The sequence below is a fragment of the Sphingobacterium siyangense genome, from assembly GCF_023277505.1.
Lineage (GTDB): Bacteria > Bacteroidota > Bacteroidia > Sphingobacteriales > Sphingobacteriaceae > Sphingobacterium > Sphingobacterium siyangense.
Genome location: NZ_CP080574.1, coordinates 2,734,976 through 2,748,346 on the forward strand (window position 1 = coordinate 2,734,976; position 13,371 = coordinate 2,748,346).

At 37.7% G+C, this 13,371-nt stretch carries 17 protein-coding genes; 8 read left to right on the plus strand and 9 right to left on the minus strand.

Features of this window, described 5'->3' with window-relative positions; genetic code table 11:
* Nucleotides 1–9: 9 nt before the first annotated feature.
* The 7 genes from K2F45_RS11015 to K2F45_RS11040 all read right to left on the minus strand — a co-directional run bounded on the left by K2F45_RS11015 (nt 10) and on the right by K2F45_RS11040 (nt 3,550).
* Nucleotides 10–483: a PaaI family thioesterase gene (locus tag K2F45_RS11015; protein WP_075992207.1), complete on the minus strand. Its 474-nt coding sequence runs from the start codon at nt 481–483 to the stop codon at nt 10–12.
* Between the two features lie 67 nt (nt 484–550).
* Complete coding sequence (locus tag K2F45_RS11020) at nt 551–1,081, minus strand: DinB family protein (RefSeq protein WP_075992208.1); 531 nt, start codon at nt 1,079–1,081, stop codon at nt 551–553.
* A gap of 10 nt (nt 1,082–1,091) precedes the next feature.
* Entirely contained in the window at nt 1,092–1,631 is a 540-nt protein-coding gene (locus K2F45_RS11025) for a hypothetical protein (RefSeq protein WP_248933561.1), read from the minus strand.
* A 140-nt stretch (nt 1,632–1,771) separates the two neighbouring features.
* Nucleotides 1,772–1,900, minus strand: a complete 129-nt coding sequence (locus K2F45_RS27360; RefSeq protein ID WP_276521452.1) for a hypothetical protein — start codon at nt 1,898–1,900, stop codon at nt 1,772–1,774.
* 15 nt (nt 1,901–1,915) lie between these two features.
* Nucleotides 1,916–2,368: a VOC family protein gene (locus tag K2F45_RS11030; RefSeq protein ID WP_145330392.1), complete on the minus strand. Its 453-nt coding sequence runs from the start codon at nt 2,366–2,368 to the stop codon at nt 1,916–1,918.
* A 52-nt stretch (nt 2,369–2,420) separates the two neighbouring features.
* The gene (locus K2F45_RS11035; protein ID WP_248933562.1) at nt 2,421–2,855 is read right to left on the minus strand and encodes a GNAT family N-acetyltransferase; all 435 of its coding nucleotides are present in this window, start codon (nt 2,853–2,855) and stop codon (nt 2,421–2,423) included.
* A gap of 98 nt (nt 2,856–2,953) precedes the next feature.
* On the minus strand, nt 2,954–3,550 hold the full coding sequence (locus K2F45_RS11040; protein WP_201668677.1) for a TetR/AcrR family transcriptional regulator: 597 nt from the start codon (nt 3,548–3,550) through the stop codon (nt 2,954–2,956).
* Between the two features lie 206 nt (nt 3,551–3,756).
* Between K2F45_RS11040 and K2F45_RS11045 the strand changes: the two genes are divergently transcribed.
* Nucleotides 3,757–4,017 (plus strand): hypothetical protein, encoded by a 261-nt coding sequence (locus tag K2F45_RS11045; protein WP_088161260.1) that lies wholly within the window; start codon nt 3,757–3,759, stop codon nt 4,015–4,017.
* 229 nt (nt 4,018–4,246) lie between these two features.
* Nucleotides 4,247–5,788, plus strand: coding sequence for a DHA2 family efflux MFS transporter permease subunit (locus K2F45_RS11050; RefSeq protein ID WP_248933563.1), 1,542 nt, complete (start codon nt 4,247–4,249; stop codon nt 5,786–5,788).
* A 216-nt stretch (nt 5,789–6,004) separates the two neighbouring features.
* Here K2F45_RS11050 and K2F45_RS11055 read toward each other — a convergent pair whose 3' ends face one another.
* Nucleotides 6,005–6,886, minus strand: coding sequence for a DJ-1/PfpI family protein (locus tag K2F45_RS11055; protein ID WP_145330396.1), 882 nt, complete (start codon nt 6,884–6,886; stop codon nt 6,005–6,007).
* A 305-nt stretch (nt 6,887–7,191) separates the two neighbouring features.
* On the minus strand, nt 7,192–7,470 hold the full coding sequence (locus K2F45_RS11060) for a hypothetical protein (protein WP_248933564.1): 279 nt from the start codon (nt 7,468–7,470) through the stop codon (nt 7,192–7,194).
* 383 nt (nt 7,471–7,853) lie between these two features.
* Between K2F45_RS11060 and K2F45_RS11065 the strand changes: the two genes are divergently transcribed.
* From K2F45_RS11065 to egtB, 6 genes are all read left to right on the plus strand, one after another.
* On the plus strand, nt 7,854–8,510 hold the full coding sequence (locus K2F45_RS11065; RefSeq protein WP_075992216.1) for a response regulator transcription factor: 657 nt from the start codon (nt 7,854–7,856) through the stop codon (nt 8,508–8,510).
* Nucleotides 8,511–8,593: 83 nt separating this feature from the next.
* Entirely contained in the window at nt 8,594–9,079 is a 486-nt protein-coding gene (locus K2F45_RS11070; protein WP_248933565.1) for a CinA family protein, read from the plus strand.
* Between the two features lie 440 nt (nt 9,080–9,519).
* Nucleotides 9,520–10,122: a DMP19 family protein gene (locus tag K2F45_RS11075; protein ID WP_248933566.1), complete on the plus strand. Its 603-nt coding sequence runs from the start codon at nt 9,520–9,522 to the stop codon at nt 10,120–10,122.
* Nucleotides 10,123–10,138: 16 nt separating this feature from the next.
* The gene (locus K2F45_RS11080) at nt 10,139–10,612 is read left to right on the plus strand and encodes a hypothetical protein (RefSeq protein ID WP_248933567.1); all 474 of its coding nucleotides are present in this window, start codon (nt 10,139–10,141) and stop codon (nt 10,610–10,612) included.
* A 551-nt stretch (nt 10,613–11,163) separates the two neighbouring features.
* The gene (locus K2F45_RS11085) at nt 11,164–12,165 is read left to right on the plus strand and encodes an L-histidine N(alpha)-methyltransferase (protein WP_075992229.1); all 1,002 of its coding nucleotides are present in this window, start codon (nt 11,164–11,166) and stop codon (nt 12,163–12,165) included.
* A gap of 12 nt (nt 12,166–12,177) precedes the next feature.
* The gene (gene egtB, locus K2F45_RS11090) at nt 12,178–13,371 is read left to right on the plus strand and encodes an ergothioneine biosynthesis protein EgtB (RefSeq protein WP_248933568.1); all 1,194 of its coding nucleotides are present in this window, start codon (nt 12,178–12,180) and stop codon (nt 13,369–13,371) included.

Sequence of the window (13,371 nt, forward strand, 5' to 3'; positions counted from 1 at the left end):
AGAACTGCATTACCGTCCTTTCGCTTTATCACCTCTTAAAGTCATGACTGTACTCGTTACCATAGCTGCTGTTTTGCCATCACTGCGAAAAATATCGCATCGGTAATGATTTAAGTTTTTTCCATTATGCAAAGGCGATGCTTTGGCAGTAAGTATATCCTCGAAAACTGGCCGGTAAAAATTGATTTTCAATTCTACGGATGTAAAAGTTTCGCCTTCCTGAATAAGAGTCGAATGTGCGGTTCCGATGGCTGCGTCAGCCAATTCGCAAAGCAGTCCTCCGTGAATGGTTCCCTGTTGGTTACTGTGCAGTTCTTTTGTAGTATTGATCTGAACGGTCGCTGTACCTAAACCAGCCTCTATAATGTTTATGCCCAATGTTTTTGATATTGGTGTCGGGTAATGCATATGCGTATGCATATCGCCGGTAATTTCACTTTTTATCAATTTATTTAGGTAATCTAGTATTGATAGTTTTGCCATATACGGAATTATTGTATTTATATAAATAAACCAGTCAGTCTTTTTTTTAATAAAAAATTATATTGTTTTACATGGTTCCTATTATTGACTTGATGGTGTGCAAATGGTGCAAATCATGCTCTGCAACAAAATGCATCAGGTCAATGATATTCATGGGTTGTTGTAACCTCGGATGCATACTTGTCTTCAATAAATCTTCTTCACTCAATTTCTGAAGCATTACAATTGTTTTTTCTCTTTCGCTGACTAGATCGTTAATAAGCTCTTCAACCACCATTTTGTTGAAAGAAGATTGATCAGTTGCTGTATTGCTTAAATCGGCAGTGGACATATCCGGTTTTCCTTTCATTATATCTCTAAAACGGATTCGCCATAGATCTTCTAAAAGGATTAAATGTCCTATATTCTCATTGACAGACCATTTATCTCCCATTTTGCGGGTTGAAACTTCTGTAGGACAACTTTTCAGCACTTGATTTAAAACAGCCGGAAAATCTTCAAGGAGTTTTAGAAATTCGTCAAAATATTCCGAGCCTGTGTTTGAATCAAATTGTCGATCGAACCATCTGACAAATGATTGTGGCTTTACTTCTTTCATTACTATAAATTTATAGGTTATTACTGCTTATCCATTCTTTGGCAGGTATTATCCACTCGTCTAATGCCCTGAATAGAAAACCGTGTTCCATACCTGTGTTGAGAGTAATTTCTTTAAAAGATTTTAAATCAGAATTTTTAAATCTAAGTTGCCTTGATAATAACTCAGCGTCAACATCGGTTTTTTCATTAATCGATAAAATCTTCCCGTAGAGCCTGAGCTTTTGATCTTTATTCATCGAATCATTTTTAAAGCTTGAGCCAATAAAAACAAATTTCAACGCTGGATTTTTGGCATAATAGGAGATATATTGAGCTATATAACCTCCCTGAGACGTTCCAACAATTGAAATATGGTCATAAGGAACTCCATCGCTGTGTAAGCTGTCAATTTTAAGAATCATTTTTTTTGCATATTTCTTGGGATTAGTGCCGACCTTTCTTTTTTCAGATAGTATGACAGAATTTTTAGATTGAAGTTTTTCTAAAATAGCTGTATATGCCGCTGGTCCGTATTTAGGATGATGTGCATTTAACGGATTTTCTTCCAAAAATTTATTATGCAAAAAAAATACATACTTATTTTGAGCATGAACAGCAAATGGAAGAAATGACAGATAAAGAATTATTAACCTGAAAAACATATAATTTGAAGAAATAGCTTATTTTAATTTAAGGACAATATAAAATTTTATTGCTCCGTATCTACAAGATTCTTTTTTGAGACATCCAGGTCATAAAAATCAGAATGGATATGAGCTTCTGTGCTGGTATTCCAAGATTCCCTGTTTATTTCCAAATAATCGTCTTCTTCATTCATATGGTATCTAATCTATTAAAGTGAATTGATTTTTTGCCATTCTTTGTAGCTAAGTACGCCAAGTTCTGGCTGACATTTACCTTTTAGAATATGGATAAATTCGAGTTGATTTCCGTCCGGATCGTCAAAATAAAGAGCAAGTGCGGGCATCCAGGCAAAAACCATTGGTTCATTGCTTCCATCTTTGAGAAAATTATAGGCTTTTAATCCGTTTTTATCTAAAAAAGTATTTGCATTATTTAAAATAAAATCTTTGGAACAGCTGAATGCAAAATGTGTTTTATGGAGATCTCCTTGTTGTTCCCAAAGTCCGAGCATGGCCTTTTTATTTTCTCCGATCCAAAGAAACGCAATCGGCCGGGTTTCATCATAGTGCGCAAACTCAAGTCCCAATATTTGAGTATAGAATTGCACTGCGTTTTCCAAGTTGCTTACTTGAATGTGTGTCTCATATAATCCTTCAATCATTTTTATATATTTTATTATTAATAATTATAGTGTTGTCATAATTATGACCATTTCATCTTAGCATATGAATAATCGGATAATCTTTACCAGAGCCATCTTTTTCGGATCTCCCTGCTTCTCTGAACCCTAATTTTTCATAAAATCCTCTAGCCTGATAATTTTGCTCATTAACATCAACCTTTGTAATGCCTTGCGTTTCATCCATAAATTGAAATAGATGCTTTCCATATCCTTTGCTACGGTAGTCATTGTGAATAAAAAGCATTTCGAGGTTTCCTTCTGATACCGATGAAAATCCGATAGATTTCCCATTTTCAGTAAGGATAAATACCTCGAGGTTAGGGAGATAATCCTTTGGAATAGCTCGTTTAAAGAAGGAAAGATCTTCCTCAAGCAAAAAGTCGTGAGTTGCTCTTACAGCGGATTCCCAGATTTCCATGATTCCTGGATAATCTCCGGTTGTTGCGAGCCTGATTTGTGTTGGCATAACTTTAAATGGTAATTTAGTTTTAATGATATTCTATTCGTTTTTTAGCATAATATTTATGAAATAAACCGATCGGTCTTTTCATAAGCAAAAAAAAATTATGCTTTCAGATTCCTGATCATTCTCTCTAAATAGGACATTGCTATATTAAGCTCTGTCATATGCTTGTTGACCTTTGCCTGCATAAAAGCACCTTCGATCATCGAGATCATCACTACAGCAATTTCGGTAGGGTCGGTATCTGCTTTTATTTCATTTCTATCTATGCCGCGTTTGATTTGATTTTCGATAGATGTTTTCCAAAATGCCAGGGCTTTTTGTACGCGTTTCTGCAGTGCCGGATGTGTATCATCAGCCTCCGTGGCAGTATTTAAAATAGGGCATCCTGCCTGCAAATAAGGGTACCTAAAATAGTTCTTGTAGGTATGAGGATAAACCAACAACCTTTCAAGTGAATCTTTAGTTGCTAAAATACGTTCTTTCATATGCTGCGTTACCTTAGCAAAATTATAGTCAAATACGCTTAATGCAATCTCATCCTTATTCTCAAAATTACCATAAACGCAACCTTTCGAAAGACCAGTGGCGCTCATTACATCTTTTATGGATGTACCCGCATAGCCTTTCACATTAAAAACGGTCGAAGTTTTCTCTATGATAAGCTGTTTGGTATTTTCGGATTTTTGAGTTTTCATCAGTGATAATTCTTGCCCAGAACAAAGTTAATTAAAAAAATAGAACGACCGGTCTTTTTTTAAAAAAAGATTATTTGGATAATGCCTCAAATGTGGAGTCTTTAATATGTAACAAATCAATAAAATTGTGAAATAATATACCGAACGGTATTATATTTTTATATATTTGTACACGATTAAAGTTTTTGTCAATAGTAATTGTCAAGATGCCAAAAGCAGAAAAAACAAGAGAAATTATCATTCAGAGATCAGCACAGGTATTCCATATTAAAGGATATGAAAATACGGCATTAACTGATATTCAGAAAGTGACTAAACTGACTAAAGGACCGATATACGGTAATTTTTCCGAGCGGAATGAATCGGCAGTTGCAGTATTTCAGGGTAACATCTCGATTGTGTTCAACCGAATCAATAAATGCATAAATGATGCTTCAACTTTGTATGGCCACAAAATAATACGATAATAATTTATGAACAATCTCTTAGAATTAACGATCGAGGCACATGGAGGAATTTAAAGTTGGAATATGTTTACTAATATATCTGCCCATCTACAAGTTGATGGGCTAACTTGGATTCGGAAACAACAGCCGGGGCAACAATACAGAAACAACCTTAACTATATTAATGATTTTATTTAAACATTTATATACCATTTGGTATATAAATGTTTAAATAATTATAAATAAAAAAATGAATCGAATACTCTTGATCATCACCGTTATATCAGCGGCTATCATGGAATTGATTGATACGTCTATTGTCAATGTGGCAATCAATCATATGAGCGGAAGCTTGGGGGCAACATTGGAAGATACTTCTTGGGTGGTGACTTCTTACGGCATCGCAAACGTTATCATTATTCCGATGACGGGTTTTCTTGTGAATAATCTGGGGCGAAGAAACTACTATATCGGATCCCTTGTACTGTTTACATTATGTTCTTTTATGTGTGGCAACGCCTCAGGTATATGGGAGCTGGTGGCTTTCCGCTTTTTTCAGGGTATCGGCGGAGGGGCATTGCTCTCTGTCTCTGCGACGGTGGTCTACGAATGCTTTCCAAAAGAAAAACAAAATATTGCGAGTGCCCTGTTTGGTATCGGTGTTTTTATCGGACCGACGATCGGGCCAACACTTGGTGGACACATAATTGATAACTTTTCCTGGGAATGGATTTTTTATATTAATATTCCTATTGGCATCATTACGGCTATTATCTGTTATCGGATTCTTCCGGAGTCGCCAACCAGAAAAAAGGTCAAAGAAATAGACTGGGCAGGAATCTTATTATTGATCGTAGGAATTGGTTCTTTACAGACCATTCTTGAACGTGGGGAAACAGAAGATTGGTTTGAAACCCGGTATATCATCATACTTGCAGTTATTGCATTTTTTTCACTTCTTCTTTTTGTTTACAGGGAACTTACCACAGCACAGCCTGTGGTGAAATTATCTATTTTAAGATCTCCTTCATTAAGTATTTCTGCGTTGCTCACTTTTATTACCGGTATGGGGATGTTTACTTCCATTTATCTGACCCCTGTATTTGCTCAGCGGCTTTTACAGTTTACCCCATCAATGGCTGGTTTAATGCTCCTTCCTGGATCTATTATAGCCGTGTTTGCGCTGATAATTACAGGGCGTGCGCTACAGAAAGGTGTACCACCTGCATTAGTTGTATTCATCGGCTTCTGTTGTTTCATCTATTTCAATTGGTCGATGTCCAGGGTAACTTTAGAAGTCCCGTTCACGACAATATCAGTTAATTTGATTTTCAGGGCACTGGGAATGGCTTTGCTGACGGTTCCCCTTTCTACACTTGCAATTTCGTCATTAAGATCCGAAGATATACCGCAGGGAACAGCCATAAATAATATGATGAGACAGCTGGGCGGGTCTTTTGGTATTTCTATCATCAATACGTTTATTGTCAGAAGAATGGCCCAGCACAGGTCAGGTTTAGTTTCAAACATCACCTACACAAATAATTCAGTGGTAGAAAGACTGAATAAGTATACAGCTCTCTTTCAAACTAAAGGTTTTGGGCATGGTGATGCGCAGCATCGGGCCATCGGCCTAATGGATATGATTGTGCAAAAACAGGTTTTCATGTTAAGTTATATCGACGCTTATCTTTTCATCGGGGCGGCATTTGCACTATCTCTACCTCTGCTGTTATTTTTCTCCATGCGGAAAAGTAATAAAAAAATTGTGGTCGCAGCAGCTGATCATTAGTAAAATTAATCTCAAAAAATAAGAATATGAACACAAAAACAACTCAGTTATTATTTCTGGCGGTACAGCCGGAATAGGTTTGGAGCTTGCCAAGCCATCTGTAGCATATGGAAATAAAGTGATTATCAAGAAGCAAAAGTTCAAGGGAGGATTTTGCATATTTGACACATGTGCTTTCAAAACAGAATATAGACCTTTTATTTGAAAAAAAATCGCCTATCCATTTTCCACTTTTGATTTTTCATCGGCGAGAAGTTCATCTGCGCAGAGTTTCCCGAATTTATCAGCCGCTAACGGACTATCTGCAGTAATTAATTTTCTGTCAACGTGACAATCGCCGGCAATTTTTTTATTCAAGATTTCGATCCCAAGCTGTTTGAGTTTTTCGCCATAAAACCAGGGCATCTCGCCGGGCTGGTATCCACTTTCTGGCAAAGTCTTATCCATTTCATCAGGAAACGAATTAATCTTATATCCCTTAAAAGGAAAATCAGCGTCTCCGCAATCTGCTACGCTTAAGAGCGCTGCGGGACCATGGCAGATTGCCAATAGATATTTATCTTCCGCTACTACCCATTTGATAAGTTCTTTGACATCATTATTTTCAGGTAGTCCGAGCATTGCGCCATGCCCACCTGGGATAAAAACGGCAACGTAATCAACATATCCTTTATTCGTGTCAGCTATAAAATCTCTCAGATTGTGCGGGTTTGAAAATTGCGTATTATACTTGTCGAGGATTTTACCGATGTTTTCATCTTCATACGGCATAGCCCACATCTCAAATTTTACAGGAGCACCTGTTGGTGTGTAGAAGTCAACATCAAATCCAGCCTGTTCGAAATGAAGAATCGGAACCAGTGTTTCGACCGGATGATTGCCTGTTGAAAACTTCTTTCCATTTTTCATGGTCATATACCGTTCTTCTGTGCAGAGCACCAGAATCTTTTTTCGGGTGTCCTTATTGCTATCACTGTACTTTTTTTTACTGTAATTTGTCTTGGTCGTAACCATCGTCTTTCTTGAAAAAAAAGAAGGTTCGTAACCAATGCCGTCAAATACAGGCTCTTTGCTCAAATCGTTTGAAAATAATGACATAGTAATATTTTTTATTGTTTGTAATTCGTGCTATTGAAAAGCTTCGAATGTCAAACTTTCCACACTTTATAAATCTTTAAGAGATAACAATATCCAAACCCGTGCGGTTTCGCCTAAAAAATATTTGTAAGAAAACAGCCCCCAAACAAAGTCGTCAAACAGTCATGGTTGAAGAAAAAAAGGTAGTCTCGCAGGGTAAATTGAGTTGTCAGCAGATCTCAAAAATTATCATGGAATAGATGTCCAAAATAAAAGTTCCAGTACTTAAGCACATATTGATGCAGCTCGGGCCTGTGAGTTCAATTTTAAATGCTTCCATTGTTATCTAACTCTCTTTCGTCTTCTTCCTGTTCGTCAATTTCAGGAAATTCATTTTCTTCTTCGTTTCCTAGTTCTCCGTCGATGCCTAAATCATCCTGATCGGGCATTTCTAGAGTTTCATCGGATTCATTCTCTGATAATTCCTCTTCAGGATTATCTGGCACATCGTTCGGAAGATCCTCGGGGCCCTGTTGTGCGACAATTGCGAATGCAACGATAAGTATACCTTGATACCGATCCTGCGTAATTTGTTTTTTTTTCATCTTTTAATAAATATATAAAGTGAACCTTCTTGGGATCGGTTTCGTTAACTGATAAACTACGCAATATAAGTCATTTAATACTTGAAATCACTGTAATAGTCTGATGAAGAGTATTAACTGCGGAGATTAAGTTTGAGCAATGAGGATCTAAATGCATCGAAAGTTCATAATCCAATTTTAAGTGCGATGGAAACCTTTTATAAAAAATAGAAGGAAATGTTTATACGAGAAATTGCACTATATATTTCATGGAAGGTAATAATACCTGGGCTTATAAGTAATTATTACAAATTTTAAAATATAGATTTAAAACTTTCTGGTTATGTAAAAATGGCAGGCTAATTGTTCTGAAATATATATAACACACGATTTTCTCTACTACGATGTATAAAATATTACTTGTTGACGATCACACATTGGTAAGGAACGGCTTTAGGCTAATATTGGAGTCACATAAGCAGCTCTCCATTATTGGGGAGGCTGGAAATGGAGTTCAGGCGCTAGAATTCTTAGATAAAAGCGAGACACCTGATCTTATAATTACGGATCTCAAAATGGAAGAGATGAGTGGCATTACATTAATCCATAAAGTGAAGGCCAAATATCCTGAAATTGACGTTGCTGTTTTATCAATGATCGAGGATAACAATACCGTGGCTGAAGCATTTAGGGCGGGGGCAGTTGGCTTTTTATCGAAAAATTCGGATTATGACGAACTTGTTCAAGGTATATTCAACATATTACAGGGTAAAAGATATATTTCAATGGAAATAGGTCTATCCCTCCTCGATCATTTTCAGCTAAATAGTCCTATTTATATCGATAAAGAAGCTATTTTCCATCGCTACGATATTTCTGAAAGGGAATTAACGGTTTTGGAACTGATTTCACGTGGTTTTACGAACGCTGAAATAGCAGATCAGATATTTCTGAGCAAACGAACAGTTGAGGGGCACCGGCAGCAGCTGATTGATAAAACAAAAACAAAAAATACAGCTGATCTAGTGCGGTTCGCCTTTCAAAATAAACTGCTACAATAAATGCTTACGGTCAATAATGGATTTAAGATTCCGTGTAGATAAAAGGTCTGCTAAGGCTATAGTTTTAAATTAATAAGTATAAGATGGAACTCGATAAGGAAGTAATTCAACGTATTGGCAAGCTACTTGATCGTAAGACTGTCGCAACGGCCGAAAGTGTAACAGCTGGACAGCTTCAGTTTATGCTGTCCCAGATCGAAAATGCTGCAGTTAATTTTAAAGGTGGGATTACAGCTTACACGCTTGAAGAGAAAGTAAATTTATTGGGAATAGACGAGGATGAGGCCAGAGAAAGTGATTGCGTGTCGTCTCAGATCGCAGAAGATATGGCGCTGCAGGCATCACACTTGTTCAATGCTGATTTTGGTATAGGTGTTACCGGTTACGCAACTCCGGTGGAAGAGTCAAATTTTAAGTTGTATGCATATTTTGCAATATCCTATAACATGCAGATAATCGTTTCCGAAAAAACAGTATTGAAAAAGAACTTCTTAGGTGCAAAAGCACAGCAGAAATATGGCGAAAATATTTTGGTCACCTTTGAAGGTATACTTGCAAAGCTATTTTAGTGATTTTTCCTCTCAAATTTATCGTAGGTGGTTTACAAAAAATAAAAAAAGGCCGGTGACATGAATCCCCGACCTTTATAACTACTAAAACAAACTAACTTAACCTGGTGAAGAACATAATTTTGATAGAATAGTTCATTATTTTCCAAAAAAAGGACTAACCTTTCGATTAGCCCCTTAACTAAATTATAGACAGATCCATTTAGGACCGGAAAATACGTTTAAAATGGCCAGGCCTAAAAACCTGACCATACAATTAAATCAATCAATCTGAACTGATACGTAACGATCGACAACAGATGGACAATTCTTTAAAGAGCTTGGTTTGATAAAAGTGAAAAAAGACCGAGCCTCAGTAGCAGCCATCCTTTTGCAAGATACATAAAACACGAAAGTATGGCAAATCAATGATTATATTTGAGTAATAAAAAGATTTAAAGATGATAAAATCAATGCGAACACCGATTATTACCATTGGAATTATAATAATGATTTTAAATTTGTTTGGCTGTTCTGAACGTACGAAGCAAAATAATAACAAGCCATCAATTCAGACTCCATTAACCGAGCAAATTATTGATACGACATCGGATGACATGTTATTGGAAGTCGTTTATGATAACCTCTTTCGTAAGTTATCTGCGACATATGATAAAGAATATGAAATCGTCTTGTCTTGGAACAAATCTAGACAAGCAATTTATATGATCAGCCGATTAGAAGCAGAAGTAAATAATGGTGGTTATAACCAGTTTTATTTTAATTCAAGCGGTCAATTTGCTGCTGCGCTGCCAGAAGCGTTGAAATTAGTTGGCGCTACTAAATTTGCTGATCTGACCGAGCGAGCAAACAGCACTTTTGAAAAGGAGAAATCGAAAATAACCGAAGCACAGGATGGTACGGTAGAAGGTTTTAGTAAATCTTATGAGAATAATCCGTTAAACAAATTTGACGAGGAATTTTACAAACTTAATGACGTTGAAAACTTGCAGAAAATTCAGGTTGACTACATCCGAAAGAACAAGAAAGAGTTTACTGATTAAATCCTATCTTAGCCCTATGCTGTACAATCCCTTTGAACAAGTTACCAAAAGTTCGTTTCGTGAGCTCGTCGAGTCGGGCTATGTCGACTTTGTGCTGCAGCGCTTTGAGTGGCCTGATGTTAAGGAAAAGACAGGTTTTCTGCTCACGCCGTATGATGATAAGGAAGCTGCCGATCAGCATGCCCATCAACTGGGGGCAAAGGAGGGGAGAGCGTTGCAGCTGCCGCAGGATGCCGATAAGATCGAAAGTTTGTTGGAAACAGGATCAGGCTATCGTATTTTTCTCAATCGCATCAAGGAGGAGAACTGGGATAAGCGTATGCTCAAGCTGTATGAAAAAAATATTGTCAATTACCTGCGTACCAAGACCAGGTTTCAGCGCAAAAATCCGATCGATATCCTATTCTCCTTAGCATACGGTCGGGTAGTGGCTACCATTACCGATGGGCAGACCAAAAAGAAAGTATTTGCTATCGAGATCCTTCGGTAATCAGATCCGGTCCGAACTAAAAAGCAGTCATTTTCTTGTCGTAGGGCAATCCGTATTTACAGTACAAATTGCGTATATTCGTATCAAAGCCAAACAAAAAAGGATACCATTAGGTGCTGGGATATTAGCCTCCATACCGATATTGAGATTATCAAAAATACCTTTCCGCAATTGCGGAACGAGCGTCGTCAATTGGATTACAATTATGACTATCTGGAAAACGTGCAGGCCATTACCTTTCCCAAATATCCGATCCTGTATAAGGATTGCCACCATTGGGAAGTGATACGGCGCAGACTTCGTTGTTTTAACTAAAAATGTCGGAAGGATAATCTTTAGTGTGGTTCAGAAAGTTACTTTGTTAATATTTTTTAAAGAACGGAATTCTTTCAGCCAATGACTGTGCTGTGTAGTCCTGACGTTCTACTCTTCTCATGTTCTTCTCTTGTCGTTACAGATCGAATATTTCAACAGATTGGATTATTCTGAAACTATTCGCTCATTTTGCCTGTTATATTGCTGTAATAAAAGACCGCAAAAACCATAGAGTTATGAGTTTACAATTAAATAATGTTCTACCGGTAAATAGTGCTGTACCTGAGATCGAAAAGTATGAAGGGATTTTTCACAAGGACGTGATAGAAGGTTTAAATACTTATCCAAAGAAATTATATTCAAAGTATTTTTATGATCCCATTGGCGATCGACTTTTCCAGGATATCATGCATATGCCCGAATATTACCTGACCGACTGCGAGCTCGAAATATTCCGCACAAAAACCTTTGAGCTAGCGGATTTAATCACTACTGATGAATCCGATTTCGACCTGATAGAACTCGGTGCAGGTGATGCCCTTAAATCAAGTCATCTATTACAACATCTCAGCGCAAATCACACCTCATACTCCTATATGCCTATCGATATATCGGGCAATATTCTTTCGTTATTAGTCGAAAAATTAGATCGTGACATCCCAAATTTAGACATTGTACCGCTTGAGGGAGAGTACTTTGAAATGCTTGACCAAGCGATGAAAATTTCCACACGGCGAAAAGTAGTATTATTTTTAGGCGGTAATATAGGTAATATGGATATGGACGAAGCCCAGCTTTTTTGTGCCGAAGTGCGCCGTAAACTAAGCCCCGGTGATATGATTATAATCGGTTTCGATCTCAAAAAGAATCCACACACCATTCTTTCTGCTTACAATGATAAAGCCGGAATCACGTCGGCCTTCAATATCAATTTATTGAATCGCATCAACAGTGAACTTGAAGCTGATTTCGATACCCAATATTTTCAGCATTATCAGTCCTACGATCCAATTTCTGGAGCCTGCCGCAGTTTCTTGGTCAGCCTAACCAATCAACACGTCCATATTAAGGGTGATTCCATATTTTTTAAGGAAAATGAATTGATTGACATGGAAATTTCTCAGAAATATGCTCCTGAGGAAATACAGCGTATGGCATCCTTAGCAGGATTTCAGCTGATCGCAAATATTGAAGACAGCAAAGGATGGTTTGTTGATTCGGTATGGAGGGTGTCCTAATACGTTTTATTTATGAAAAATATACAAACTGCGCTTATTGAAATGTCTGAAAAACAACAATGGATCGATAGCTATCTTGCTATACGGGCATATTCGGAAGAAATTTGCCAACCGTTGGAAACCGAGGATTATGTGGTTCAGCCCATAGGAGATGTTAGTCCTCCAAAATGGCATCTTGGACATACCACTTGGTTTTTCGAAACATTTATTTTACTTCCGCATCTGCCAAACTACCAACAATTCGACGCTGATTATAATTTTGTGTTTAATAGTTACTATGAAACAATAGGAGCAAGGGTGATTCGTACAGATCGAGGAAATCTGAGCAGACCGTCCGTGGCAGATATCTATAGATACCGCAAATGTGTGGACAAGTACATGATTGAGTTTGTGGATGGTGGATTTTTGACAAATGATCTTCTGGACATCTTCGTTCTAGGATTAAATCACGAACAGCAACATCAAGAATTGCTGCTTACAGATATCAAATATATACTTGGGCACAATCCACTTTTTCCTGCATACGGCAGTACAAAAGCCGCTATCAGTTATACTGCAGCTGAATCAGCGTATGTCAAATTCGATGCTGGGATTTATGAAATCGGATATGAAGGTCCGGGTTTCTGTTTTGATAATGAGAAAGGCAGACATAAGGTTTATCTGAATGACTTTGAAATTGCGAGTGATTTGGTGACAAATAAGGAATATATGGCTTTTATGGAAGCTGGTGGGTACGCTGATTTCAGGTATTGGCATGCCGAAGGTTGGGACTGGGTAAAACGGCGTCAGGCTCGGGCTCCCTTATACTGGCATTTGATGGATGGTCAATGGATGAATTATTCCTTAGCGGGGTTGATGGAAATAGACCATGAGGATGCAGTTTGCCATGTCAACTTTTATGAAGCTTCCGCATTTGCAGCATGGAGGGGAATGCGGCTTCCGACAGAGGCAGAGTGGGAAGTCGCGGCAGATTATGTCAATTGGGGACAGCGCTGGGAGTGGACCAATTCTGCATATCTACCTTACCCCGGATTTAAAAAGGAAGCTGGTGCAGTGGGCGAGTATAACGGAAAATTTATGGTTAACCAAATGGTCTTGCGTGGAGCCTCTATTGCAACACCTAAAGATCATAGCCGCAAAACGTACCGAAACTTTTTTCAGACGGCACTGCAATGGCAATTTACAGGTATTAGACTGGCGAGATAA

Coding starts and splice junctions, on each gene's coding strand:
- K2F45_RS11080 (WP_248933567.1), top strand. CDS start 10,139: ATGCTGTACAATCCCTTTGAACAAGTTACCAAAAGTTCGTTTCGTGAG.
- K2F45_RS11035 (WP_248933562.1), bottom strand. CDS start 2,855: ATGCCAACACAAATCAGGCTCGCAACAACCGGAGATTATCCAGGAATC.
- K2F45_RS11065 (WP_075992216.1), top strand. CDS start 7,854: ATGTATAAAATATTACTTGTTGACGATCACACATTGGTAAGGAACGGC.
- K2F45_RS11020 (WP_075992208.1), bottom strand. CDS start 1,081: ATGAAAGAAGTAAAGCCACAATCATTTGTCAGATGGTTCGATCGACAA.
- K2F45_RS11085 (WP_075992229.1), top strand. CDS start 11,164: ATGAGTTTACAATTAAATAATGTTCTACCGGTAAATAGTGCTGTACCT.
- K2F45_RS11040 (WP_201668677.1), bottom strand. CDS start 3,550: ATGAAAACTCAAAAATCCGAAAATACCAAACAGCTTATCATAGAGAAA.
- egtB (WP_248933568.1), top strand. CDS start 12,178: ATGAAAAATATACAAACTGCGCTTATTGAAATGTCTGAAAAACAACAA.
- K2F45_RS11045 (WP_088161260.1), top strand. CDS start 3,757: ATGCCAAAAGCAGAAAAAACAAGAGAAATTATCATTCAGAGATCAGCA.
- K2F45_RS11050 (WP_248933563.1), top strand. CDS start 4,247: ATGAATCGAATACTCTTGATCATCACCGTTATATCAGCGGCTATCATG.
- K2F45_RS11070 (WP_248933565.1), top strand. CDS start 8,594: ATGGAACTCGATAAGGAAGTAATTCAACGTATTGGCAAGCTACTTGAT.
- K2F45_RS11015 (WP_075992207.1), bottom strand. CDS start 483: ATGGCAAAACTATCAATACTAGATTACCTAAATAAATTGATAAAAAGT.
- K2F45_RS11060 (WP_248933564.1), bottom strand. CDS start 7,470: ATGAAAAAAAAACAAATTACGCAGGATCGGTATCAAGGTATACTTATC.
- K2F45_RS11075 (WP_248933566.1), top strand. CDS start 9,520: ATGATAAAATCAATGCGAACACCGATTATTACCATTGGAATTATAATA.
- K2F45_RS11030 (WP_145330392.1), bottom strand. CDS start 2,368: ATGATTGAAGGATTATATGAGACACACATTCAAGTAAGCAACTTGGAA.
- K2F45_RS27360 (WP_276521452.1), bottom strand. CDS start 1,900: ATGAATGAAGAAGACGATTATTTGGAAATAAACAGGGAATCTTGGAAT.
- K2F45_RS11055 (WP_145330396.1), bottom strand. CDS start 6,886: ATGTCATTATTTTCAAACGATTTGAGCAAAGAGCCTGTATTTGACGGC.